Raw genomic sequence first — 24,165 nt, forward strand, 5'->3', positions numbered from 1 at the left:
TCCACCGTTCGACAACGAGGCGAGGATGCTGATGGAATCCCTGACGAGTCACACCGACTACGGCGCTGTGGGCCTGACCGAGGCGCAGGTGAATTCTGACCCGATGCTCGAGTTCGCCACCTGGTTGGCGGCCGCCGAGGGGGCCGGGCTGTATGAGCCGAACGCCATGGTCGTCGGCACCATCGACCCCGACGGGCGGCCGAGCAGCCGCACGGTGCTGCTCAAGGGGCTCGACGGCAGCGGGTTCGAGTTCGTCACCAACTACGACTCGCGCAAGGGGCGCGCGCTCCGGAAGAATTCCGGTGTGACGCTGCTATTCCCCTGGTACCCGATGCAGCGCCAGGTGATCGTCTACGGCACGGCCCACGCCACGGATGCCGCCGTCAGCGACGCCTATTTCGCGCGTCGTCCGCGGCCCGCCCGGATCGCCGCCCTGGCCAGTGAGCAATCGGAACCGATCGCGAGCCGCGAACTGCTCGAGGAACAGGTGCGCGCGGTCGACCGGCTGTACCCCGACGACACGGAGATCCCGCGGCCCACGGACTGGGGCGGGTTCCGGGTCATTCCGCACGCGATCGAGTTCTGGCAGGGCCGCACGTCCCGGCTGCACGACCGCCTGCATTTCACGGCGCTGGCGGGCGGCGGCTGGACGCGGGAGCGCCTCCAGCCATAGCACCCGCCAGGGCGGCCACGATCGCTGCGCGGGCAGCGGCGGCGGCTGCGATGGCTACTCGGCCAGGTCGGAGTAGTGGATGGCGGCCACGTCCGGGTGCGCGCGCAGTCGGCTCTTCAAGGCATTCTCCCCGTAGGTGGAGAAGATCGGGTTGTCCGGGTCGGCCGTGACCCCGGGCGCCTCGAGGGAGTCCGGCAGGGTGAGCAGCGGGATGGTCGCGTCGAGCGCGGGGCCGAAGAAGAACGGAATCGAAACCCGGTCGTCGCCGATCAGAGGCGAGATCACCCGGTGCACGGTGGCCTTGAGATAGCCGTTCGTGGCCACCTCCAGCAGCTCGCCGATGTTGACCACGAAGGCGCCGTCGAGCGGGGGAGCGTCGAGCCAGTCGCCATCCTTCTCCACCTGCAGGCCACCCTTGCCGGGTTCGACGAACAGGAGGGTCAGCACCCCGGAGTCCTTGTGCGCGCCGACGCCCTGCCGGGGAGTGGGATCGGATTTGCCGGGGTAGCGCACGATCTTGATCAGGGTGAACGGCTTCTCGGCGAAGGCCGCGTCGAACACGTGCTCGTCGGCACCGAGAGACAACGCCCAGGCCTGCATCAGGCGGAGGGCGACCGCGGTGAGCTCGTCGCGCCAGAGGGTCATCACGTCTCGTAGCGCGGGGAGAGTGGACGGCCACTGGTTCGGTCCCTCGAGACGCAGGTAGTCGGCATCCGTGGGACGCGGAAGTGCCGGGCGTTCCGGCCCGATGTCAATCTGCTCGCGCCAGTCAACCGTACCCTGGGTGAGCTCGCCGCCCACCCGCGTGTAGCCACGGAAGTGCGGGCTCCGCAGGTTCTCGATCGCCATCTTGTCGGCTTCGGGGAGGGCGAAGAAGGCTCGGGCGGTGTGCATGACCCGATCCGTGAGGTCCGCGGGCACGCCGTGACCGGTCAGGTAGAAGAACCCGAAGGAGTGGGTGGCCTCCCGCAGATCGGCCCGAAAAGCCTCCGCCTCCGCCTCGCCCCGGTCGAGCCGCGAGAGGTCGAGTACGGGGAGGGTGAGGGCGGCGGTATCGGTGGTCATTGGTCTCTATCCCTCAGTCGTCGCCGGGCAGCAGCCCGCGGGCGGATTCGATGGTGTCGGTCTTGACCGGCTGCACGATGGCCGGGATCCCCAGCAGCAGCGACTTGGGTGGGGCATCGCGGGTCACCACCGCGTTGGCGCCGATGGTACTCCAGGCGCCGATGACGATGGGCCCGAGCACCTTGGCGCCGGCGCCGATCGTCACCCCGTCGTGCAGGGTGGGGTGCCGCTTCTCCCCCCGGGCCACCCCGTGCCGGGTCTTCCCGCCGAGGGTGACTCCGTGGTAGAGCATCACGTCATCGCCGATGTCCGAGGTCTCCCCGATCACCACGCCCATGCCGTGGTCGATGAACAGCCTCCGGCCGATGCGGGCGCCGGGGTGGATCTCGATCCCGGTCAGGAACCGGGTGAACTGCGACAGGAGCCGGGCCGGAAGCCGCAATCCGGCCTCCCACAGCCGGTGGGACGCTCGATACGACCACACGGCGTGCAGACCGCTGTACGCCAGGAACACCTCGATGTTGCTGCGGGCGGCCGGGTCGTGGGCGCGCGCCATAGCCAGGTCCTCACGGATGCTCGACAAGACACCCATTCGCTGCGTCGCCTGCCCGGTTCCGCCGACTAGTCCAGCAGGTCCTCGTAGAGCACCGTGGAGAGGTACCGCTCGCCGAAACTCGGCATGATGGCCACGATGGTCTTGCCGGCGTTCTCGGGGCGCTTGGCCTGTTCGATGGCCGCCCAGACAGCCGATCCGCCGGAAATGCCGGAGAGGATGCCCTCATCCGTTGCCAGCGCGCGCGCCGTGGACACGGAGTCGGCGAGCGTGACGTCGGTGACCTCATCGTAGACGTGCGTGTCGAGGACGTTCGGTATGAAGTTGGCGCCGAGGCCCTGGATCTTGTGCGGTCCGGGCTTGCCACCGGTGAGGATGGGGGAGTCGATCGGCTCGACGCCGACGATGCGCACGGATGGCTTGCGTTCCTTGAGCAGCTGACCGGTGCCCGTGATGGTCCCTCCGGTGCCGATTCCGGCGACGAGGATGTCGACGGCTCCCGCGGTGTCGTCCCAGATCTCGACGCCGGTGGTCGCGTAGTGGATGGCCGGGTTGGCCGGGTTGTCGAACTGGCGGGCCAAAATCGCCCCGGGGGTGGCGGCGGCGATTTCCTCGGCCTTCGTGACCGCGCCGCGCATGCCGTCGGAGCCCGGCGTCAGCACGATCCGGGCGCCGTAGGCGCGCAGCAGCTGGCGGCGTTCGCGGCTCATGGTCTCCGGCATCGCCAGGATGACCGTGTACCCGCGGGCGGCGCCCACCATGGCGAGGGCGATCCCGGTGTTGCCGCTGGTGCCCTCGACGATGGTTCCGCCCGGAGCCAGCTCGCCCGAGGCCTCGGCCGCATCGACGATCGCGATCCCGATCCGGTCCTTCACACTGCCCGACGGGTTGTAGAACTCCAGTTTCACCAGAACCGTAGCGTCGAGGCCGGCGGTGAGTCGGTTCAACTTGACCAGAGGGGTCTTGCCGACTGCATCAGTGATATCGGAGTAAATCTGTGCGGGCATCGGTGGTCGCCTTTCGATCGGGGTCAGGAACCTCGCCCAGCCTACGGCTCCGGCAGAGGGCGCGTGCGTGCGTTACATTTCAATACGTGACAACTCCGCACGGCCACCATTCCATTCCCATCAGCTCAATTCCTACCGACATTGTTCCCACCGACATTGCCGAATTGCGCACCCGGGCCATCGACTCCCTTTCCCAGGCGGGGATCAGCGACCCCGACGTCGACGCCGATCTCCTGATCGGTCACGTTCTCGCCCAGAGCCGCGGCCAGGTGCAGGCCGCCGCCATCCTCGGCACCGCCCTGGACGCCGCGGATGCCGCGACCATCCGTGAACTCGTTCGTCGCCGCTGCCTGCGCGAGCCGCTGCAGCACATCACCGGGCGGGCACCCTTCCGCTCCCTCGAACTGTTCGTCGGACCGGGCGTGTTCGTTCCCCGCCCTGAGACTGAGCAGGTGGCGCAGTTCGCCATCGACGCGCTCCGGGCACTGCCCGACGCGGAGCCGATCGGGGTGGACCTCGGCACCGGCAGTGGCGCGATAGCCCTTTCCCTGGCGGTCGAGGTGCCGAACGCGCGCATCTGGGCGGTCGAGAACTCGCCGGAGGCCTTCCCCTGGACCTCCCGCAACTTCGAGCAGGTAGCCGCGCCGAATGCCACGCTGGTGTTCGGCGACCTCACCGACGCGCTCACCGAACTCGACGGAACCGTGGCCGTGGTCATCTCCAACCCGCCCTACATTCCGACGGATGCGATCCCGCGCGACCCCGAGGTACGCCTCTTCGACCCGGCCCGCGCCCTGTTCGGCGGCCCCGACGGGCTCGACGTGGTGCGGCACGTCTCCCGCACGGCCCTGCGCCTCCTGCGTCCCGGCGGCCAGATCGTGATCGAGCACGGTGAGCTGCAGGGGGCGCAGATCCGTGCCCTCCTGGCCGCCGACGGCTGGCGCGTCCCGGCCACTCACCGCGACTACACCACCCGCGACCGCGCCACCACGGCCCTCGCCCCCGTTCCCGCCGATCGGTGAGGGCGGTTCCCCCTGGGCGGCTGCAGTAGAATCAGGCACAATGACTCGCATCTATGACTGCTCGGTTGACACGGAATACGCGGCCGGCATGAGGCTCGCGCGCTCGGCCATCGGCCGCGGCGCGCTCGTTGTCATCCCCACCGACACTGTCTACGGCATCGCCGCGGACGCCTTCGACCCGGAGGCGGTCCAGCGCCTCCTCGACGCCAAGGGCCGCGACCGTTCCTCGCCGCCGCCCGTGCTGATCCCCGGAATTCCCACCCTCGACGCCCTGGCCCAGAACATTCCGCAACCGGTGCGCGAGCTCGTCGCCGCGTTCTGGCCCGGTGGTCTGACGGTGGTGCTGAACGCCCAGCCGTCGCTCGCCTGGGATCTCGGTGACACCCGCGGCACGGTGGCCCTGCGGATGCCGAGCAACCCGGTTGCCCTCGACCTCCTCTCCGAGACGGGACCCTTGGCCGTGTCATCCGCCAACACCAGCGGCCGGCCCTCCGCGATCGACGCGGAAGGCGCCGAAGAGATGCTCGGCGGCAGCGTGGCCGTCTACCTCGACGGCGGAACGGCCGGACTCGGCTACGAACCCATCGGCGACCGGCCGGGGGACACCTCGTCGACCATCGTGGATGCCACCGGCTTCGACTCCAACGGCGGCAAGGTCGTCATCGTGCGGAACGGCGTGATCTCACGGGAGGCCATCGAAGCCGTGATCGGAGAGGCGCTCGCGCCGATCGGGTTCGGCGCGCCTGAGGACAAGCCCGCTGCCGAAACCACCACCGAGCCGACCACCGAGCCCGGCACCGCAGTGAGGACCGAACCGGTCGATCCCGCTGCAGACGCACGCTAGCAATGACCGTCTTCGTCCTGCTCAGCCTGGTCTCGGCCCTGGTGACCCTCGGGTTCTCCGTTCTTGTACTCAAGCTCAGTCACCGCTACCGCCTCTATCCGAAGATCCGCGAGCGCGATGTGCACACGCGGCCCACGCCCCGCCTCGGCGGAATCGCGATCTTCGTCGGCATCGTCGCCGCCTTCGGTGTGGCCTACCTGGTTGCGGCCCGCTTCGCGCCGCTGCGACTCATCTTCAGTGACCCCCAGCAGATCCTCGCCATCCTGGGTGCAGCCCTGCTGATCGTGCTGCTGGGAGTGGCCGACGACCTCTGGGACCTCGACTGGATGACCAAACTGGCCGGGCAGTTCATCGCTGCCGGCCTCATCGCCTGGCAGGGCGTGCAGGTGTTGTCGCTGCCGATCGGCGGGCTGACCGTCGGGTCCTCCTGGATGTCGATCCTGATCACCGTGATCGTGATCGTGATCGTGATGAACATGATCAACTTCATCGACGGGCTCGACGGGCTCGTGGCCGGCGTCGCGCTCATCGCGAACGGCGTGTTCTTCCTCTACAGCTACCTGCTGGCCCGGGACACCTCCCCGAGCAACTACTTTAACCTCGCCTCACTGATCGCTGCCGTCCTGGTGGGTGCCTGCGTCGGCTTCCTGCCGCTCAATTGGCGGCCGGCGAAACTGTTCATGGGTGATGCGGGCGCCCTCCTGGTGGGTCTGCTGATGGCTACGTCCGCGATCGCGATCACGGGCCAGGTCGACCCGACCGCCGTAAACCGGTCGCAGCTCTTCCCGGCGTTCATCCCGATCATCCTGCCCGTCGCCATCCTGATCATTCCGCTCCTCGACTTCGGTCTGGCGGTGTTCCGGCGCGTCCGGGCCGGTAAATCACCCTTCAGCGCCGACCGCAAGCACCTGCACCACCGGCTACTGGACATGGGCCATTCGCACCTGCATGCCGTTTTGATCTTCTACGGCTGGACCGCGGCGGCATCCGTCGGTTGCCTGCTCTACTTTCTGCTCCCGGTGTATTTCGGGCTGCCCACCTGGTATGCCACAATTTTCCTGATCGTCGCGCTGCTGATCTGCACCCTCGTCACGCTGGCTCCGTTGAGTCGGCGCAAGGCCGTCGAGTCCGCCAGCCAGCTCGCCCGAACGGCCGAACACAGAGAAGAAATCGCCCGACTCGACCGCCTCGATGAGGCGTCCGCGACGGTGGAGGAAAACGTATGAACGCACCCGATCCCACCAGCTTGCCCACCACGCTCCGAGCGGTGCCATCGAACGCCAGGGGGGTCCTGACCGCAGTCCTTCGATACACAGGCTTCCTCGCGATTGCCATCGCGATCGTCGGCGGCGGACTCGGCTACCTTTTCGCGTCAACCGAAGGCCTCATCAGCGCCTTCATCGGCACCGCGCTTGCCGTGCTGTTCGCTTCGATCACTGCCGTGAGCATCATCGGGGCCATGCGGTTCGACATTGCCGCTTTTTTCGGCATCGTGATGGGGGCATGGCTGCTGAAAATCGTCGTGTTCATCGTGATACTCGCTCTGCTTCGGAATGCTTCCTTCGTGCAGACGACAGTTCTGTTCATCACCGTCATTGCCGGAGCCATCGGCACCATGATCGTCGACGTCCTGGTGGTCTTCCGCTCCCATCTGGGCTACGTGAGTGACGCCGTGCTCCCAAAAAAATCCGACCACCCCAGGTCCTGACCTGAACAGGGGCGGTCGATTAGTCGCCGTGAGCGAAAGTTGATAGAGTCAAAAAACTGTCACCGGCCGCAGTGTGATCCACTGTGCCACAGACCACACTTGACCATTGTCGCCGTTGTGCATCCGCACAGAAACAGGAGATAGCGCTGTTGTATTACGCTGCGAACTTACTGGTTCCCATGGCTACCGGCGATGAGTTTCAGGCTCCGGGCATCAGTGAGTTCCTTGGTCTCCCCGCGTTGTTCTTTGAGGGAACGCCCTTCGAGATTAACCGGATCATCCTGGTCCGCATCCTCGCCGTAGCCGTGATGCTCCTGCTCTTCTGGCTCGCCCTGCGCAAACCATCCCGGGTCCCTGGCCGCGGTCAGAGCATCGCCGAGCTTGTACTGGGTTTTGTCCAGGTGCAGATCGCCGATCAGATCCTCGGCAAGGAGATGGGTCGCCGTTACCTGCCCCTGTTAGCCGGCATGTTCTTCGGCATCCTTGCGATGAACGTCACGGGCGTAATCCCGGCCCTGAACATCTCGGGCACGGCACTCATCGGCATGCCCCTGCTGCTCGGTCTCGTCGCCTACGTCGTGTTCATCTACGCGGGTATCAAGCAGCTCGGCGCCGCCAAGTTCTTCAAGAACTCGCTCTTCCCGGCCGGTGTGCCGTGGCCGATCTACATCTTGCTCGCCCCGATCGAGTTCATCAATATCTTTATCGTGCGGCCGATCTCGCTCGCTTTGCGACTCCTGCTCAACATGATGGTCGGACACCTCCTGCTCGTGCTGTGCTTTGGGGCGACGAGCTTCTTCATCTTCACTGCAGGTGGCTGGTTGGGGCTCTTCGGAATCGGGACGCTGGCGTTCGGGTTCATCTTCACTTTCGTCGAGTTCGCCGTGTTCATCCTCCAGGCGTACATTTTTACCCTCTTGACCGCGGTGTACGTCCAACAGGCCGTGGCTGAAGAGCACTGACACACACAACTGCGTCGACCGACGTCGTTTTCGATTGAAAGGACACACATAGTGGAATCCACCATTCTTGCCGAGATCACCGGCAATATCGCCACCGTAGGCTACGGTCTTGCCGCGATCGGCCCGGGTATCGGCATCGGTATCGTCGCCGGAAAGACCGTTGAAGCCATGGCTCGCCAGCCCGAACTCGCAGGCCGTCTCCAGGTCACCATGTTCCTCGGCATCGCGTTCACGGAGCTCCTTGCGTTCATCGGTGTTGCCGTCTTCTTCATCTTCGTCTAGGGATCGCCACCATGCCTGAGCTTGTTCTGGCGGCAGAAGCGGAAACGAATCCGTTCCTTCCTGCCATCTACGACATCACCTGGTCGGCTGTTGTCTTCCTGGTCGTCATGGTCTTCTTCGTGCGCTTCGCGATCCCGCGCTTCCGCCAGATCCTCGATGATCGTGCGGAGGCCATTGAGGGCAACATCGCCAAGGCAGACGATGCCCAGCGCAAGGCCGAAGCTGCTCTCGAGCAGTACACGACCCAGCTGGCCGAGGCGAGGGCCGAGGCCGGCAGGATCCGCGACGCCGCCCGCGTCGACGGACAGACGATCGTAAACGAGCTCAAGGAGCAGGCCGTCATCGCCGCCGCTCGGGTAACCGCGACGGCGAAGGCTCAGATCGTGGCCGAACGTCAGGCCGCAGTGATCTCCCTGCGCAGCGAGGTCGGCACACTGGCCATCGACCTGGCCTCCGGCGTCATCGGCGAAAGCCTGACCGACGACGAAAAGGCCAGCGGCATCGTCGACCGATTCCTGGCTGACCTCGAGGCCTCGGAGAAAGTGGTCCGGTAATGGGTAGCGCCACCAGGGAAGCCTTAGCCTCAACACGGGCGGTTCTGTCCCGCCCCGGGGGAACGCACGACCTCGCGACCGGCGTCAATTTGTTGAACTCCGGTCGTGTGATTGGCCTCACGTCACAGCTTCGGTCGGCTTTGGTCGACCCGTCAGCGGATGCGGCGGCGAAGGCCACCCTCGTGAGCGCAATCTTCTCGGGCGCAATGACGCCGACCGCGCTGGAGCTGCTTCAAGCCGCCTCCGCCGCACGCTGGTCGAACCACACCGATCTTCTGGCCGGCATCGAAGACCTCGGCCTGCGGGTGATTGCGTCTTCGGCCACGGTCCCCGGGCAGGTGGCGGAGGAACTGTTCGCGTTCGGCAAGACCGTGTCGTCCAACGGCGAACTCGAACTCGCCCTCGCCTCAAAGCTCGGCACCACAGCGGCCAAGGTGAGTGTTGTTGACGCCCTCCTGGCCGGCAAGGTCTCCGAACAGACGCTCGCGATTGTTCGACACCTGGTGCAGCAGCCCCGCGGTCGCCGCATCGGGGATTTGCTGCGCTACGCCGCATCCATCGTCGCGGACCAGTCGGATAGCTCGATCGCCACGATCACGTCGGCCGCCGCGTTGGCTCCGGAGCAGGTTGATCGCCTTCGAGCCAGCCTCACGGTGCGCTATGGGCGTCGGCTCACGATCAACGAGGTTGTCGACCCCGAAATTGTCGGGGGCGTCCGCGTTCAAATCGGTGACGACGTCATCGATGGCAGCATTGCCACCCGTCTTAAAGATCTGAGAATCCAGCTCGCTGGCTGACCGCTTCAGTCAGTACCACACACCTCGGGACGGCAGCGTCTCGTGCACGACAGAACCTGTACACCCAGTACAGAAAAGGGAAGATGATGGCAGAACTAACGATCAGCCCCGATGAGATCCGTGACGCTCTCCAGGACTTCGTGAAGTCCTACGAGCCGAACAAGACCGCGACGACCGAGGTTGGCTACGTCACCACGGCCGGCGACGGCATCGCGCACGTCGAGGGCCTTCCCAGCGTGATGGCGAACGAGCTCATCACGTTCGCGGACGGCACCCTCGGCCTCGCCCAGAACCTGGACGAAGACGAGATCGGCGTCGTCGTTCTCGGCGAGTTCGCCGGAATCGTCGAGGGCATGGAGGTGCACCGCACTGGTGAGGTCCTCTCCGTACCCGTCGGCGACGGCTACCTCGGCCGCGTCGTCGACCCGCTGGGGGCGCCCATCGACGGGCTCGGCGAGATCAAGAGCGAAGGCCGCCGCGCGCTGGAGCTACAGGCACCCGGCGTGATGGACCGCAAGTCGGTTCACGAGCCCATGCAGACCGGAATCAAGGCCATCGACGCCATGATCCCGATCGGCCGTGGCCAGCGTCAGCTGATCATCGGAGACCGCCAGACCGGCAAAACCGCGATTGCGATTGACACGATCATCAACCAGAAGGCCAACTGGGCGACGGGCGACGTGAACAAGCAGGTTCGATGCATCTACGTCGCCATCGGTCAGAAGGGTTCCACGATCGCCGCCGTCAAGGGTGCGCTCGAGGATGCCGGAGTCATGGAGTTCACGACCATCGTCGCGTCCCCGGCCTCCGACCCGGCCGGCTTCAAGTACCTCGCCCCGTACACCGGCTCGGCCATCGGTCAGCACTGGATGTATGCCGGCAAGCACGTCCTCGTCATCTTCGACGACCTGTCCAAGCAGGCCGAGGCCTATCGTGCGGTGTCGCTGCTTCTGCGCCGCCCGCCGGGACGTGAGGCGTACCCCGGTGACGTGTTCTACCTGCACTCCCGTCTGCTCGAGCGTTGCGCCAAGCTGTCCGACGCCCTCGGTTCCGGATCGATGACCGGCTTGCCGATCATCGAGACCAAGGCGAACGATGTCTCTGCCTACATCCCGACCAACGTGATCTCGATCACCGACGGTCAGATCTTCCTGCAGTCCGACCTGTTCAACGCCAACCAGCGTCCCGCGGTCGACGTGGGCATCTCGGTCTCCCGAGTCGGCGGTGACGCTCAGGTCAAGTCGATCAAGAAGGTCTCCGGCACTCTGAAGCTCGAGCTGGCGCAATACCGTTCGCTCGAGGCCTTCGCGATGTTCGCCTCCGACCTCGACGCGACGAGCCGTCGCCAGCTCGGTCGTGGCGCACGCCTGACCGAGCTGCTCAAGCAGCCGCAGTACTCGCCGTACCCCGTCGAAGACCAGGTCGTCTCGATCTGGGCCGGCACGAACGGCAAGTTCGACGAGGTGCCCGTGGCCGACGTCCTGCGCTTCGAGCGTGGCCTGCTCGACCACCTGGGCCGCACCACGAACGTACTCACGACACTGCGCGACACCAACGTTCTCGACGACGCGACCATCGCGACGCTCGAGATCGAGGTCGACAAGTTCAAGCAAGGATTCCAGACGGGCGAGGGCAAGCCGCTCGCCTCGGTGGGCAAGGAAGTCTTCGAGGCGATTCCCGCTGACAAGGTCAACCAGGAAAAGATCGTCAAGCACCGCCGCTAAGTGACATCGGCCGCGCTCCCGACTCGTTCGAGCCGCGGGGCGCGGCCGGCATCACTCGATCGCCCGCACCAATTCAGCACTGACAAGGAAGCACAGGAGACACATGGGAGCGCAACTTCGGGTCTACCGGCAGAAGATCAAGTCTGCCCAGACGACTAAGAAGATCACTCGGGCCATGGAGTTGATCTCTGCCTCGCGCATTCAAAAGGCCAAGGCTCGCGTCGCCGCGTCAACCCCGTTCGCTCGTGCCGTCACGCAGGCGGTGTCCGCGGTAGCGACGTACTCGAATGTCGCCCACGTGCTCACGACCGAACCGGAGAAGATCGAGCGCGCTGCGGTCGTCATCTTCGCCTCCGACCGTGGTCTCGCGGGGGCGTTCAGCTCGCAGGTGCTGCGTGAGGCCGAATCGCTCAGCGAGCTGCTGCGCAGCCAGGGTAAGGACATCGTCTACTTCCTGGTGGGTCGCAAGGCCGCGTCGTACTTTAATTTCCGCCGCCGCGTCTCCGAGCGCATTTGGACCGGTTCCACCGATCAGCCGCAGTACGAGACCGCATGCGATATCAGCGACGCGCTGCTCGAGGCCTTCCTCCGCGAAGCGGACGACGGTGGCGTCGACGAGATCCACGTCGTCTACAACCGGTTCGTCAGCATGGTCACCCAGCTTCCTCAGGTTGTCCGGCTGCTTCCCCTCGAGGTCGTGGAGGGCGGTGAGGAGCCTGGTGACAACCAGGTCCTGCCACTCTATGAGTTCGAACCGGACGTTGAAACGGTGCTGGACTCGCTCCTGCCCGTCTACATCGAGAGCCGTATCTTCAACTCCATGCTGCAGTCCGCCGCAGCCGAGCACGCCGCACGTCAGAAGGCCATGTCATCGGCCTCCGACAACGCGGACAAGCTAATCAAGGACTACACCCGGCTGTCCAACAACGCCCGGCAGACCGAGATCACGTCGCAGATTTCCGAGATCGTGGGTGGAGCCGACGCGCTCTCATCCGCCAAGCACTAAACCAGAGAAGAGAGAGCTATGACTGACACCGCAACCGCGCCAGTCCATGCACCGGTCGAGACCGTGGCCGTGGGCCGGATCGCCCGGGTCACGGGCCCGGTCGTCGACATCGAGTTCCCGCACGACTCGATTCCGGGCATGTACAACGCATTGAAGACCACCATCGTCATCGGTGATGTGTCGACCGTGATCACGCTCGAGGTTGCCCAGCACTTGGGCGACGACCTCATTCGCGCCATCGCGTTGAACCCGACCGACGGTCTGGTTCGTGGCCAGGAGGTCCGGGACACCGGCTCGCCCATCACGGTTCCCGTCGGGGACGTTACCAAGGGGCGCGTGTTCAACGCCATTGGCGAGGTGCTCAATGCGGAGCCCGGCGAGAAGATCGAAATCACTGAGCGCTGGCCCATCCACCGCAAGCCACCGCCCTTCGACCAGCTGGAATCCAAGACGCAGCTGTTCGAGACCGGCATCAAGGTCATTGACCTGCTCACCCCGTACGTTTTGGGTGGAAAGATTGGCCTGTTCGGTGGTGCCGGCGTCGGCAAGACCGTTTTGATCCAGGAAATGATCCAGCGTGTCGCGCAGGACCACGGTGGAGTGTCCGTGTTCGCCGGTGTCGGTGAGCGCACCCGTGAGGGCAACGATCTCATCCACGAGATGGAAGAGGCGGGCGTCTTCGACAAGACCGCCCTCGTGTTCGGCCAGATGGATGAGCCGCCGGGGACGCGTCTGCGCGTCGCCCTCTCCGCGCTCACCATGGCCGAGTACTTCCGCGATGTTGCCAAGCAGGACGTGTTGCTCTTCATCGACAACATCTTCCGGTTCACTCAGGCTGGCTCTGAGGTGTCGACCCTTTTGGGCCGTATGCCCAGCGCTGTGGGCTACCAGCCGACCCTGGCCGACGAGATGGGCATCCTGCAGGAGCGCATCACGTCGACCCGTGGCCACTCGATCACGTCGCTGCAGGCCATCTACGTGCCTGCTGACGACTACACCGACCCGGCCCCGGCGACCACGTTCGCCCACCTCGACGCCACCACCGAGCTGTCGCGTGAGATCGCTTCGAAGGGCCTCTACCCGGCCGTCGACCCGCTCACCTCGAGCAGCCGTATCCTCGACCCCCGCTACCTGGGTGCCGATCACTACAACACGGCCGTTCGCGTCAAGGCGATTCTGCAGAAGAATAAGGAACTGCAGGAGATCATCGCGATCCTCGGTGTCGACGAGCTTTCCGAGGAAGACAAGGTCACCGTCTCCCGCGCACGCCGCATCCAGCAGTTCCTGTCGCAGAACACCTACATGGCCAAAAAGTTCACGGGCGTCGAGGGGTCCACGGTATCGCTTAAGGACACCATCGAATCCTTTACGGCGATTGCCAATGGTGACTTCGACCACGTGGCCGAGCAGGCTTTCTTCAACGTCGGAGGCATCGCCGACGTCGAAGAGAAGTGGGCGAAAATCCAGAAGGAGAACGACTAGTCATGGCCGATTCTTCGCTCAAGGTCAGCGTCGTCGGGGCGGACCACGAGGTGTGGTCCGGCGAGGCGAGCATGGTTGTCGCCCGCACCGTCGAAGGCCAGATCGGAATCCTCCCCGGGCACGAGCCCATGCTGGCCATCCTGGCCAGCGGTGAGGTGCGCGTGACCCTGAGCGGCGGCGAGAAAATCGTCGCCGAGGCGGCGGACGGCTTCCTGTCGGTCGCCAACAATGTGGTCACGATCGTCGCTCGCAAGGCAGAACTCGTTTAGTCAGTGTGCTGATCCTTCTGCCGCCGTCCGAGACGAAACGTCACGGGGGCATCGAATTACCGCTTGACCTGCAGAGCCTCACGTACCCGTCGCTTGGACCCAAGCGGCGGGTACTTGTGCGTGCGCTGCAGTCGCTTGCGAAGCATCCGGATGCGATGATGTCGGCCCTAAGACTGGGTCGCACGCAGTCCGCGGAGGTGGAGCGCAATCGCGTGCTGTCCTCCGCCGCCACAATGCCGGCCATCGACCGGTACACCGGCGTCGTCTATGACGCCCTCGACGCCGCCAGCCTGTCCCCGTTGGAACGCGACTGGGCAGGCCGGAACGTCCTCGTGCATTCCGCCCTGTTCGGGCCGGTCGGCGCTCTCGATCTCCTCCCGGCCTACCGGCTGTCCTGCGATTCCAGGCTGCCGGAGCTGCCGCTGAAGAAGCACTGGGCGGGCGCTGTGGGTTGCGTTCTGGCGGGGTCAGCGGGGCTCCTGCTGGATCTCCGCTCGAACGGGTACGTGGCGCTCGGCCCCGCGCCGGTGCGGCCCGACGCGGTGTTTCTGCGCGTGGTCACGGAGACGGCGGACGGCCAGACGCGAGCCGTGAACCACTTCAACAAGACGGCCAAGGGGAACTTCACCCGGGCTCTGATCCGGCACGGTCGGTCCTTCGACACCGCCGTAGAGCTGCTCGACTGGGCACCGGGGGCAGGCTTCGATTTGCGCCCGGGAGCGGTCCGGGAACTGAATCTGGTCGTCGCCGCCGAGGTTGTCGCAACCCGAGGCTGACGCGGGCACATTCCGGCCCTAGGCTGGCTTTCGTGTCCACACCAATGAATGTCACCGTCACCGGCGCCGGCGGACAGATCGGCTATTCGCTGCTCTTCCGGATCGCGTCCGGAGACCTCCTCGGCCCGACCGTTCCCGTCAACCTGACCCTGATGGAGATCCCCTCGGGGCGCGCAGCAGCCGAGGGCACCGCCCTCGAACTGCAGGACTGCGCGTTCCCTCTCCTGCGCTCCGTGACGGTCACCGAAGACCCCGTGCGCGCCTTCGACGGCGTCAACATCGCCCTCCTGGTCGGATCCCGCCCTAGAGCCGTCGGCATGGAGCGCGTCGCGCTGCTCGAAAGCAACGGCCGCATCTTCGGTCCGGTGGGGGCCGCCCTCAACGCGGGCGCGGCATCCGACGTGCGCGTGCTGGTCGTGGGCAACCCCGTCAACACCAACGCCCTGGTGACTAGTGCCTTCGCCCCCGACATCCCCGCCGACCGGTTCACCGCCATGACGCGACTGGACCACAACCGCGGCATCGCTCAGCTAGCAAGCCGGCTGCAGGTGCACGTCGCCGAACTCGACGGTCTCACCATCTGGGGCAATCATTCCGCCAGTCAGTACCCGGATGTCTTCCACGCCACCGCCGGGGGACGTCCGGTCTCCGAGCTGGTGGCGCAGGACTGGCTCGTCGACGATTTCATCCCCCGAGTGGCGAACCGAGGCTACGAAATCATCCAGGCCCGCGGTGCATCGTCCGCGGCCTCCGCGGCCAGCGCAGCCATCGACCACGTTTACGACTGGGTCAACGGGACCGGTGAGCGGTGGACCTCGGCGGGCGTCAGCTCCGACGGCTCCTACGGCGTGCCGGAGGGGCTCGTGTGCTCCTTCCCGGTTCGGGCTGTCGACGGCCGCTGGCAGATCGTGCCGGACCTGGCGATCAACGCGTTCTCGCGGGCGAGGATCGACGCGTCTGTCGCTGAGCTGATCGAGGAGCGCGAGGCCGTACGCGCATTCGGCCTGTTGCCGTCCCTCCGATAGACGCGCGAGTCCCGAAGGCTGGGGGCGATGAGGATTCGCGGATTGGGGGCTCCGAAGCGGTCGTTTTCGATGACCACGTCGGAGAGACGTGACCGCGAGTCGGAGGGGATGAACGTGCGCTCCGACCGCCGTATGTCTGAGTCCGAGGCCTCGCGGCGACTTCGTCCCGAACGAATTCGACGGAGATTCCGCCCGAATATCCCCTAAATCCCAGAAATATGCTCATTTTCGGCAGAATCTCCGTCGAATTGGTTCGACACCGGACACGGCGCTCCGCCCGTGATGAACGGCGTCCACACGGTGCAGTCAGGGCTGAAGTGCGGGCGCGCCAGAACCAATCGTTCAGGACTTACTCGCCTCGAGGAGCACCTCACGCACAACAGCCCGCGGTCGGGCAGCCCGCGGTCGGGCAGCCCGTGGCAGTCAGGGCGGCGGTTGGCAGCGTGGCGGCTGGCAGGGCGGCGGTCGGCATAGCGTCAGCCGTCGGCGTTGGGGTGGTCAGGCGTCGTTCGACCGATGGCATCCGCTCAGGTGGTCGTCGACGAGGCCGGCCGACTGCATCAGGGCGTACATGGTGGTGGGGCCGACGAACGTGTAGCCCCGGGTGCGCAACTCCCGGCTCAGTGCCATCGATTGCGGTGTGGTCGCCGGGACCTCGCCGCGCTCCCGCAGCCGGTGGCGACGGGGTTCGGGCGCGAAGCTCCAGATCAGCTCGGTCAGGCTCTCGCCGAGGTCACGGGTGACCTGGGCGTTCCGGATGGCGGCCTCGATCTTGCCGCGGTGCCGGATGATGCTCGCATCCCCGAGGAGCCGGGCGACGTCGACGTTGTCCATCACGGCCACGCGGTCGACGTCGAAGTCGTAAAAGGAGGCCCGGAAGGCCGGCCGACGTCGCAGGATGGTGATCCAGGACAGGCCGGCCTGGAACCCCTCGAGACACAGCTTCTCGAACAGCAGCCTCTCGTCCCGGAGCGGTCGCCCCCACTCTTCGTCGTGGTAGCGCTGGTATTCTGGGTCGCCGCCGACCCAGCCGCAGCGGGCGAGCCCGTCGTCACCGAGCTTCAGTGAGGCGGATGTCGTGGCCTCGGCTGGCAGCGCGCCGGTCGCCGGGGTGCTCATGAGCGGTGCTCGATGCCCTCGTGGTCGAGGAGCCAGACCTTGGTGGGCACTCCGCTGCCGCCGCTGTAGCCGGTGATGCGACGGTCGGCGGCGAGCACCCGGTGGCAGCCGATCAGGATCGGAACGGGGTTCGCCCCGACGGCGCCGCCCACGGCCCGGCCGGACCCCGGCTTGCCCAGCGATCGTCCCAGCTCGCCGTACGAGGTCGCCTCGCCGAAACCGAGCTCGGACAGTCGCTGCCAGACGCCCTGCTGGAACGCAGTGCCCCCGCTCGGCGCCACGGGCAGGTCGAAAACCGTGCGGGTGCCCCCGAAATACTCCGCCAATTGGCGCGCGGCCCGGTCGAGCAGGGGCGACGGGGCTTCCGGGGTCTCGTCGAGGGGCAGCAATCCGTCGCGTTCGATGGAGAGGGAGAGGATGCGCTCGGCGTCACTCGTGAGTTCCAGCCGCCCAATGGGGCTGGGCAGCCGGATCAGGAAGGTTCCGATGGTCGTCATGCCTCGACTGTAGTCGGCGGCGCCCTGCGCACAGCGCGGGTTTCGGACCTGGCGTGGGAACAACGCCGGGCCGGGCTGGGGAGGAACCGGCCGGCTTCAGGCGAGCCGAGTGTGGGGATACTCGGGGGAGCGGTGCTGGAATGCCAGGATGTTGGGATTCCGGATGATCCCCTCGTGGATCTCGATGGCCCGCCGAAGGGTCTCGTTGGCGGTCCAGGCGACCTCGCCGGCAAGGACCTCGCGCAGGTACGGCAACAACGCCTCGCTGATCTCCCAGGTGGCGGAGCTCCAGAGGTACGACGGGCTGTGGTCGACCGCGTAGTAGGTGACGTTGGTGCCGACCCGGAAGGTCGGTTCGTCGAACGTCGTCGATTTCGCCCAACTGAAACCCATGCCGGTGTCACAGGACACGTCGATGATCAGCGACCCCGGGGCCACCATCGGGAGGTCGTCGTCGCTCAGGAAGATGAGCGGGGCGTTTGGGTCCTGCAGCACGCAGTTCACGATGATGTCGTGGCCGGCGAGAAACTCGGGCAGCGGCACCCGTTCGTTTCCCGGCAGGGCGAAGTTCCCGTTCGTGCCGTCGCCGTGGTCGAGCTGCACGATCTGGGCGGAGTGGATCGGGGAACTGACCGCGGTCACGTCGCGATTGGTCAGCACCGTGACGTCGTAGACACCGAGGGCGTTGAGCGCCGTCACGGCGCCCCGGGCGGTGGCCCCGAAACCGATCACCGCGGCACGCAGCTTGCGGCCGTAGTCGCCCGTCGAACCGATCAGGAACAGGGCGTGCAGCACGGAGCAATACCCCGCGAGCTCGTTGTTCTTGTGCAGCACGTGCAGGTGGAACTCGCCGCCTCCGGTCCAGTGGTTCATCGCCTCGAACGCGATCAGGGTCAGCCGCTTGTCGATGGCAAGCTGGGTGAGTTCCTCATCCTGCACGCAGTGCGGCCAGCCCCAGAGCACCTGTCCATCGCGCAGCGCCGCGACATCCGCCAGCAGAGGCTTGGCGAGCAGGATGACGTCGCACTCCCGGATGAGGTCCGCGCGCGAGCGCAGCCCTCCCACGAGCGGGACCAGCTGCTCGTCCGACACGCCGAACTGCTCGCCGTAGCCGCGCTCGAGGAACATCCGCTCCCGGAGGTCCGGATCGATCCGTTCGACATGTGACGGATGAATGGGCAAGCGCCGTTCATTCGGCTTACCGGAACGGGACATGACTCCGAGTGTGAAACGACTCACTGGTACCCCTTCGTGGTTGAGTCCTGTCTAGCACAGGCCGGCGAGCCTAATGTGGAGGGATGGAGCAGATGGAGTACCGCAGACTGGGCAATTCGGGGCTCATGGTGTCCACGATCGGGTTGGGCTGCAACAATTTCGGACGCGCCGGAACCGCGACGGAGAGCCAGGCCGGAACCACCGCCGTCGTCAACGCGGCCGTCGACGCCGGGATCACCCTGTTGGACACTGCCGATATCTACGGCGCGGAACGCGGCCTCAGCGAGACGCTGATGGGTTACGCGCTGCGGGGCAAGCGCGACCAGATCGTGCTCGCCTCGAAGTTCGGCATGGACATGAACGGTCGGAACGGACCCGACTGGGGTGCCCGCGGCTCACGTCGCTACATCCGACTGGCCGTCGAGGCGTCCCTCCGGCGCCTGCAGACCGACTGGATCGACCTTTACCAACTGCACCAGCCTGACCCGAACACCCCGATCGAGGAGACCCTGCAGACCCTCGACGACCTGATCCGCGAGGGTAAGGTGCGCTATATCGGCCACTCCAACCTGGCCGGCTGGCAGATCGCCGAGGCGGAGTTCACCGCCCGGCTGACGGGGCATCCGCGGTTCGTTTCGGCGCAAAACGAGTACAGCCTGCTGGTGCGTGACGCCGAAGACGAGGTGCTGCCGGCCGTCAATGCCTACGGGCTCGGCTTCCTGCCCTTCTTCCCCCTCTACAACGGGCTCTTCACCGGCAAGTTCTCCCGTGCGGGCGGCCCCGCCGACAGCCGCATCATGATGGTCCGGCCGCACCTGACCCGGAACGCGCCCTGGGACGTTATCGAAAGGTACGAAGCGTTCTGCGACCAGCGCGGCGTGACCATGCTCGCCGCCACCTTCGCCTGGCTGTTGGCCCAGCCGGGGCTCACCAGCGTCATTGCCGGAGCGACCCGCCCGGAACAGATCCTGCAGAACGCCACCGAGGGCAGCGCGTGGAGGCCGTCGCCCGAGGATGTGGCCTGGATCTCGGACCTCTTCGCCTGAACCGTCCTCCTGGAACCCGAACACCCATCCACCTTGTGAGTGAGTGCTCACTCAGATAGATTGGGGGGATGTCCGTCAAACCTGCGCGCGCGAAGGCCCTATCCGTCGAGGACCGGCAGTCGATGATCCTCGACGCGGTCACACCGCTGCTGATCGAGCACGGTCAGACCGTCACCACTCGGCAGATCGCCCAGTGTGCCGGGATCGCCGAGGGCACCATCTTCCGAGCCTTCGACAGCAAGGACAACCTGCTCCGGGCGGCCATGGACCGTCAGCTCGACCCCGAGCCGTTCCGTCTCGAACTTGCCGCGCTCGACCGTGAGCTCCCGCTCGAGGAACGGGTGCGTGCCATGGTCTCCCTGCTACGCCGCCGCTTCGCGCAGGTCTTCGCGCTGATGACGGCGGTGGGCTCGATGGGCAGACCCCACACCCACGACGTCGCGCACGAGTTCACCGTGCTGCTCGCCGACGTGCTCGCGCCTGACCTCCTGCGCCTCACGGTTGCCCCGGAGCGGGCAGGGCAGGTCATCCGGATGATCGCGCTTGCGGCATCCGTGCCCCACATCACGGCCGGCCCCGACTTCGACGACGATGAGCTCACCGCCCTCATCCTCTACGGCATCATCGGCTCCCCGACGCCGCCGAACGCCCCCCGCTAGGAGATCCGATGCTCCGAAAACTGCTCGTGACATACCTGCGGCCGTACCGGCGGCTGCTGGCGGCCGTCGTCGTGTTCCAGCTGGCCCAGGCGATCGCCTCGCTCTATCTGCCCACCCTCAACGCCGACATCATCGATGAGGGCGTCGCCACGGGAGACACCGAGTACATCCTGCGCATCGGTGGCCTGATGCTGCTGATCACCCTGTTCCAGATCGTGTGCGCGATCGTCGCCGTCTACTTCGGCGCGAAGGCCGCCATGGGGCTCGGACGCGACCTGCGCGGCGCTGTCTTCTCCCGGGTCGGCGAGTTCTCCGAGCAGGAGGTCACCCGGTTCGGCGCCCCGTCGCTGATCACCCGGTCGACCAACGACGTGCAGCAGGTGCAGATGCTCGTGCTGATGACCGCCACCATGATGGTCACCGCACCGATCCTGTCCATCGGCGGCGTGATCATGGCCATCCGGCAGGACGTGCAGCTGTCTTGGCTGATCGCCGTGAGCGTGCCCGTGCTGTTGATCGCGGTCGGGCTGATCATCGCGCGGATGGTGCCGTTGTTCCGCCTGATGCAGACCCGCATCGACACGGTGAACCGGGTACTGCGGGAACAGCTCACGGGCATCCGCGTCATCCGGGCGTTCGTGCGCGAAGACGTCGAGTCCGTGCGGTTCGGCAAGGCGAACACGGATGTCACCGACACCGCCCTTCAGGCCGGCCGCCTGATGGCCCTGATGTTCCCGGTCGTCATGCTCGTCCTGAACGTCTCCAGCGTGGCCGTGATCTGGTTCGGGGCGTTCCGGATCGAGGACGGGTCCATGCAGGTCGGCACCCTGGTGGCCTTCCTCAGCTACCTGATGCAGATCCTGATGGCCGTGATGATGGCCACGTTCATGGCCGTGATGATCCCGCGGGCGACCGTGTCGGCCGACCGGATCGGCGAGGTGCTCGAGACCGAGTCCAGCGTGCGCCCGCCGCGCCACCCCGTCGTCGACAGTGTCGGCCGCGGCGAGGTGGAACTCGTGGACGTGGGCTTCGCCTACCCCGGCGCCGAGCAGCCGGTGCTCTCCGGCGTGAGCTTTACCGTGCATCAGGGGCAGACCACCGCGATCATCGGCAGCACGGGTTCGGGCAAGACCACCCTGGTCAACCTGCTGCCGCGCCTCTTCGACGCCACCAACGGCAGCGTGCGGGTCGACGGGGTGGACGTGCGCGAGCTCCACCCCGACCTGCTCTGGGGCAGCATCGGGCTGGTGCCGCAGAAGTCGTATCTGTTCTCCGGCACCGTGCGCAGCAACCTGCTCTACGGCAAGCCCGACGCCACTGAGGCGGAACTCTGGGAGGCACTGACCATCGCGCAGGCCCGCGACTTCGTGGCGGAGATGCCGGACGGACTCGATGCCCCGATCGCGCAGGGCGGCACGAATGTGTCCGGCGGGCAGCGGCAGCGCCTGGCCATTGCCCGGGCCCTGGTCAAACGGCCCGAACTCTACATCTTCGACGACTCGTTCTCCTCGCTCGACCTGGCGACGGATGCTCGGCTGCGCCAGGCACTGGCCGTCGGCACGGGCAGTGCCACCATGGTGATCGTCGCCCAGCGGGTGTCGACCATCGTCGGCGCGGATCAGATCCTGGTGATCGAAGGCGGCCGCATCGTCGGCCGCGGCACCCACGACGAGCTGCTCGAGTCGAACGAGACGTACCAGGAAATCGTGTCGTCCCAGTTGGCGGCGGAGGAAGCAGTATGAGCCAGACATCCGGGGCCTCGGCCCGCCCGCCCGCGCGGGGCCCCGGCCACGGTCCGTTCGGCGGTATGAGCGCCCCCGCCGAGAAGGCCATGAGCTTCGGCCCGTCGGCGAAACGGCTGCTCGGCACGCTGCGCCCCGAGCGTCTGTGGCTCGGTCTGGTCCTGGTTCTCGCCGTCGCGAGTGTCACGTTCTCCGTGCTCGGACCCCGTCTGCTCGGCGAGGGCACGAACCTGATCTTCTCCGGCGTCATCTCCCAGGACCTGCCTGCCGGGGTGAGCCAGGCCCAGGTGATCGACCAGCTGCGCGCCTCCGGCGACACCGGCAGGGCCGACCTGCTCAGCGGGATGACGCTGACGCCCGGCCAGGGCATCGACTTCGCGATGCTCTCCACCGTGCTGCTCTGGGCGATGGCGCTCTACCTGCTGTCCTCGGTGTTCGCCTACGTGCAGGCCTATGTGCTCAACGGCGTCGTGCAGCGTACCGTGTTCCGGCTCCGCAGCGAGATCGAGGCGAAGATCAACCGCCTCCCGCTGCGCTACTTCGACACGGTGCAGCGAGGCGAGCTGCTCAGCCGTGTCACCAACGACGTGGACAACGTTTCACAGAGCCTGCAGCAGTCGCTGAGCCAGGCCGTCACCTCACTGCTCACCGTGGTGGGCGTCATCGTGATGATGTTCCTGCTCTCGCCTCTCCTGGCCCTGATCGCCCTGGTCACGGTGCCGCTGACCCTGGTCACGACCGTCCTGATCGCCCAGCGCTCGCAGAAGTTGTTCGTCGCCCAGTGGACCCACACCGGCGAGCTGAACGGCCAGATCGAGGAGACCTTCACCGGCCACGCCCTGGTCACGGTGTTCGGCCGCCGGAAGGAGGTCGAGCAACGCTTCCGAGCCAAGAACGACGAGCTCTACGAGACCAGCTTCGGCGCCCAGTTCGTCAGCGGCCTGATCATGCCGGCGATGACATTCATCGGCAACCTCGTCTACGTCGGGATCGCCGTCGTCGGTGGCCTCCAGGTGGCATCCGGGGCCATGCAGCTCGGCGATGTGCAGGCGTTCATCCAGTATTCCCGCCAATTCACCCAGCCGCTGGCCCAACTCGGGTCGATGGCGAACCTGCTGCAGTCCGGCGTCGCCTCCGCCGAGCGGGTCTTCGCCCTGCTCGACGCCGATGAGCAGAGCCCCGACCCGGAGCGCGCCGAGGCCCCCACGGCCGCCCACGGCCGACTGGTCTTCGAGAACGCCTCGTTCCGCTACACGGCGGACAAGCCGCTGATCGAAAACCTCAGCCTGGTGGCCGAGCCCGGTCAGACCGTGGCCATCGTGGGCCCCACCGGGGCAGGAAAGACCACGCTGGTGAACCTGATGATGCGCTTCTACGAGCTCGACGCCGGCCGGATCACGCTCGATGGCGTGGACGTGCGCCGAATGACCCGCGATGACCTGCGTGGACGCATGGGCATGGTGCTGCAGGACACCTGGCTGTTCGGCGGCACGATCCGCGACAACATCGCCTACGGGCATCCGGATGCCACGGAGAAGGAGATCCTGGACGCAGCGCGCGCGACCTACGTGGACCGGTTCGTGCGCACGCTGCCCGACGGCTACAACACCGTGCTCGACGACGAGGGCAGCAACGTCAGCGCCGGCGAGAAGCAGCTGCTCACCATCGCCCGCGCGTTCCTCGCCAAGCCCAGCGTGCTGATCCTGGACGAGGCGACCAGCTCGGTCGACACGCGCACCGAGGTGCTCGTGCAGAAAGCGATGAGCGCCCTCCGCGCCGAGCGCACCAGCTTCGTGATCGCGCACCGGCTCTCCACGATTCGGGACGCCGACCTGATCCTGGTGATGGAGGCCGGCCGGATCGTCGAGCAGGGCACGCACGAGGAACTGCTGGCAACGACTGGCGCGTACCACGCCCTCTACACCGCCCAGTTCGCGGCGGCGGTCGCCGACGAGGTCTAGGGGCCGTCTCCGAGACCGACCCGCAGGTGCTCCGTCCGGAACGAATTCGACGGACATTTTGCCCAAAGCGGCCCCAGACGGTATTTGTCAACCTGTGTGAGACAGGTTGAGGATGGTTTTTTGGTGCGGGTCGTTGATGCAGACGCGGCGGGGCAGGGTGGGTGGTTTGGGGCGGTG

General features: G+C 66.3%; 25 protein-coding genes. 19 read left to right on the forward strand and 6 right to left on the reverse strand.

The genetic code is table 11. The features are described 5' to 3' along the window. Positions 1-31 precede the first annotated feature (31 nt). Positions 32-673, forward strand: a complete 642-nt coding sequence (gene pdxH / locus E3O62_RS03640) for a pyridoxamine 5'-phosphate oxidase (RefSeq protein WP_174720103.1) — start codon at positions 32-34, stop codon at positions 671-673. 54 nt (positions 674-727) lie between these two features. Here pdxH and E3O62_RS03645 read toward each other — a convergent pair whose 3' ends face one another. Genes E3O62_RS03645 through cysK form a run of 3 tightly spaced genes read right to left on the reverse strand, consistent with a single transcriptional unit; the run spans position 728 to position 3,298 of the window. Beyond that, positions 728-1,738, reverse strand: coding sequence for an isopenicillin N synthase family oxygenase (locus tag E3O62_RS03645; protein ID WP_134395742.1), 1,011 nt, complete (start codon positions 1,736-1,738; stop codon positions 728-730). A 13-nt stretch (positions 1,739-1,751) separates the two neighbouring features. Then, positions 1,752-2,330, reverse strand: a complete 579-nt coding sequence (epsC, locus tag E3O62_RS03650) for a serine O-acetyltransferase EpsC (protein WP_134397577.1) — start codon at positions 2,328-2,330, stop codon at positions 1,752-1,754. A 29-nt stretch (positions 2,331-2,359) separates the two neighbouring features. Then, a complete protein-coding gene (gene cysK / locus E3O62_RS03655; RefSeq protein WP_134397578.1) occupies positions 2,360-3,298 on the reverse strand; it encodes a cysteine synthase A in 939 nt (312 codons plus the stop codon). Between the two features lie 140 nt (positions 3,299-3,438). On the opposite strand from cysK, the gene prmC reads away from it, so the two are divergent. From prmC to E3O62_RS03725, 14 genes are all read left to right on the forward strand, one after another. Then, complete coding sequence (gene prmC, locus E3O62_RS03660) at positions 3,439-4,320, forward strand: peptide chain release factor N(5)-glutamine methyltransferase (protein WP_241973298.1); 882 nt, start codon at positions 3,439-3,441, stop codon at positions 4,318-4,320. 40 nt (positions 4,321-4,360) lie between these two features. Next, positions 4,361-5,164: an L-threonylcarbamoyladenylate synthase gene (locus E3O62_RS03665; RefSeq protein ID WP_134397579.1), complete on the forward strand. Its 804-nt coding sequence runs from the start codon at positions 4,361-4,363 to the stop codon at positions 5,162-5,164. A 2-nt stretch (positions 5,165-5,166) separates the two neighbouring features. After that, complete coding sequence (locus E3O62_RS03670) at positions 5,167-6,390, forward strand: MraY family glycosyltransferase (RefSeq protein ID WP_134395735.1); 1,224 nt, start codon at positions 5,167-5,169, stop codon at positions 6,388-6,390. Next, a complete protein-coding gene (locus E3O62_RS03675) occupies positions 6,387-6,872 on the forward strand; it encodes a hypothetical protein (RefSeq protein WP_134397580.1) in 486 nt (161 codons plus the stop codon). Before E3O62_RS03670 ends, E3O62_RS03675 begins: the two co-directional genes overlap by 4 nt. Positions 6,873-7,051: 179 nt before the next feature. Further along, on the forward strand, positions 7,052-7,834 hold the full coding sequence (gene atpB / locus E3O62_RS03680; RefSeq protein WP_104099701.1) for a F0F1 ATP synthase subunit A: 783 nt from the start codon (positions 7,052-7,054) through the stop codon (positions 7,832-7,834). A 51-nt stretch (positions 7,835-7,885) separates the two neighbouring features. Continuing rightward, positions 7,886-8,116 (forward strand): ATP synthase F0 subunit C, encoded by a 231-nt coding sequence (gene atpE / locus E3O62_RS03685; protein ID WP_174720104.1) that lies wholly within the window; start codon positions 7,886-7,888, stop codon positions 8,114-8,116. Between the two features lie 11 nt (positions 8,117-8,127). Continuing rightward, positions 8,128-8,670 (forward strand): F0F1 ATP synthase subunit B, encoded by a 543-nt coding sequence (locus tag E3O62_RS03690; RefSeq protein ID WP_134395733.1) that lies wholly within the window; start codon positions 8,128-8,130, stop codon positions 8,668-8,670. Beyond that, positions 8,670-9,467 carry a F0F1 ATP synthase subunit delta gene (locus E3O62_RS03695; protein ID WP_134397581.1) on the forward strand — a complete coding sequence of 266 codons (798 nt, stop codon included), beginning with the start codon at positions 8,670-8,672 and terminating at the stop codon, positions 9,465-9,467. Before E3O62_RS03690 ends, E3O62_RS03695 begins: the two co-directional genes overlap by 1 nt. Positions 9,468-9,553: 86 nt before the next feature. Further along, a complete protein-coding gene (gene atpA / locus E3O62_RS03700) occupies positions 9,554-11,191 on the forward strand; it encodes a F0F1 ATP synthase subunit alpha (protein ID WP_134397589.1) in 1,638 nt (545 codons plus the stop codon). A gap of 103 nt (positions 11,192-11,294) precedes the next feature. Next, on the forward strand, positions 11,295-12,197 hold the full coding sequence (locus tag E3O62_RS03705) for a F0F1 ATP synthase subunit gamma (protein WP_104099705.1): 903 nt from the start codon (positions 11,295-11,297) through the stop codon (positions 12,195-12,197). An 18-nt stretch (positions 12,198-12,215) separates the two neighbouring features. Continuing rightward, positions 12,216-13,679 (forward strand): F0F1 ATP synthase subunit beta, encoded by a 1,464-nt coding sequence (gene atpD, locus E3O62_RS03710; protein WP_104099706.1) that lies wholly within the window; start codon positions 12,216-12,218, stop codon positions 13,677-13,679. Between the two features lie 2 nt (positions 13,680-13,681). Continuing rightward, positions 13,682-13,948 (forward strand): F0F1 ATP synthase subunit epsilon, encoded by a 267-nt coding sequence (locus tag E3O62_RS03715; protein WP_134397582.1) that lies wholly within the window; start codon positions 13,682-13,684, stop codon positions 13,946-13,948. A gap of 5 nt (positions 13,949-13,953) precedes the next feature. Then, positions 13,954-14,724 carry a YaaA family protein gene (locus E3O62_RS03720; RefSeq protein WP_134397583.1) on the forward strand — a complete coding sequence of 257 codons (771 nt, stop codon included), beginning with the start codon at positions 13,954-13,956 and terminating at the stop codon, positions 14,722-14,724. A gap of 44 nt (positions 14,725-14,768) precedes the next feature. Next, complete coding sequence (locus E3O62_RS03725; protein WP_134395762.1) at positions 14,769-15,749, forward strand: malate dehydrogenase; 981 nt, start codon at positions 14,769-14,771, stop codon at positions 15,747-15,749. 498 nt (positions 15,750-16,247) lie between these two features. Here E3O62_RS03725 and E3O62_RS03730 read toward each other — a convergent pair whose 3' ends face one another. The 3 genes from E3O62_RS03730 to E3O62_RS03740 form a co-directional block, all read right to left on the reverse strand. Next, positions 16,248-16,868: a DNA-3-methyladenine glycosylase I gene (locus E3O62_RS03730; protein WP_134395728.1), complete on the reverse strand. Its 621-nt coding sequence runs from the start codon at positions 16,866-16,868 to the stop codon at positions 16,248-16,250. Next, on the reverse strand, positions 16,865-17,365 hold the full coding sequence (locus tag E3O62_RS03735) for a methylated-DNA--[protein]-cysteine S-methyltransferase (protein ID WP_134397584.1): 501 nt from the start codon (positions 17,363-17,365) through the stop codon (positions 16,865-16,867). Before E3O62_RS03735 ends, E3O62_RS03730 begins: the two co-directional genes overlap by 4 nt. A gap of 96 nt (positions 17,366-17,461) precedes the next feature. Continuing rightward, complete coding sequence (locus tag E3O62_RS03740; RefSeq protein WP_198410577.1) at positions 17,462-18,580, reverse strand: N(5)-(carboxyethyl)ornithine synthase; 1,119 nt, start codon at positions 18,578-18,580, stop codon at positions 17,462-17,464. 83 nt (positions 18,581-18,663) lie between these two features. On the opposite strand from E3O62_RS03740, the gene E3O62_RS03745 reads away from it, so the two are divergent. From E3O62_RS03745 to E3O62_RS03760, 4 genes are all read left to right on the forward strand, one after another. Continuing rightward, the gene (locus E3O62_RS03745) at positions 18,664-19,626 is read left to right on the forward strand and encodes an aldo/keto reductase (RefSeq protein WP_134397585.1); all 963 of its coding nucleotides are present in this window, start codon (positions 18,664-18,666) and stop codon (positions 19,624-19,626) included. Between the two features lie 68 nt (positions 19,627-19,694). Next, positions 19,695-20,285: a TetR/AcrR family transcriptional regulator gene (locus E3O62_RS03750; RefSeq protein ID WP_134397586.1), complete on the forward strand. Its 591-nt coding sequence runs from the start codon at positions 19,695-19,697 to the stop codon at positions 20,283-20,285. 8 nt (positions 20,286-20,293) lie between these two features. After that, on the forward strand, positions 20,294-22,027 hold the full coding sequence (locus E3O62_RS03755) for an ABC transporter ATP-binding protein (protein ID WP_134397587.1): 1,734 nt from the start codon (positions 20,294-20,296) through the stop codon (positions 22,025-22,027). Continuing rightward, the gene (locus E3O62_RS03760) at positions 22,024-23,988 is read left to right on the forward strand and encodes an ABC transporter ATP-binding protein (RefSeq protein WP_134395718.1); all 1,965 of its coding nucleotides are present in this window, start codon (positions 22,024-22,026) and stop codon (positions 23,986-23,988) included. The genes E3O62_RS03755 and E3O62_RS03760 overlap by 4 nt, the downstream gene beginning before the upstream one ends. Positions 23,989-24,165 lie beyond the last annotated feature (177 nt).

It is taken from the genome of Cryobacterium sp. TMT2-15-1, from assembly GCF_004402345.1.
Taxonomy (GTDB): Bacteria; Actinomycetota; Actinomycetes; order Actinomycetales; family Microbacteriaceae; genus Cryobacterium; species Cryobacterium sandaracinum.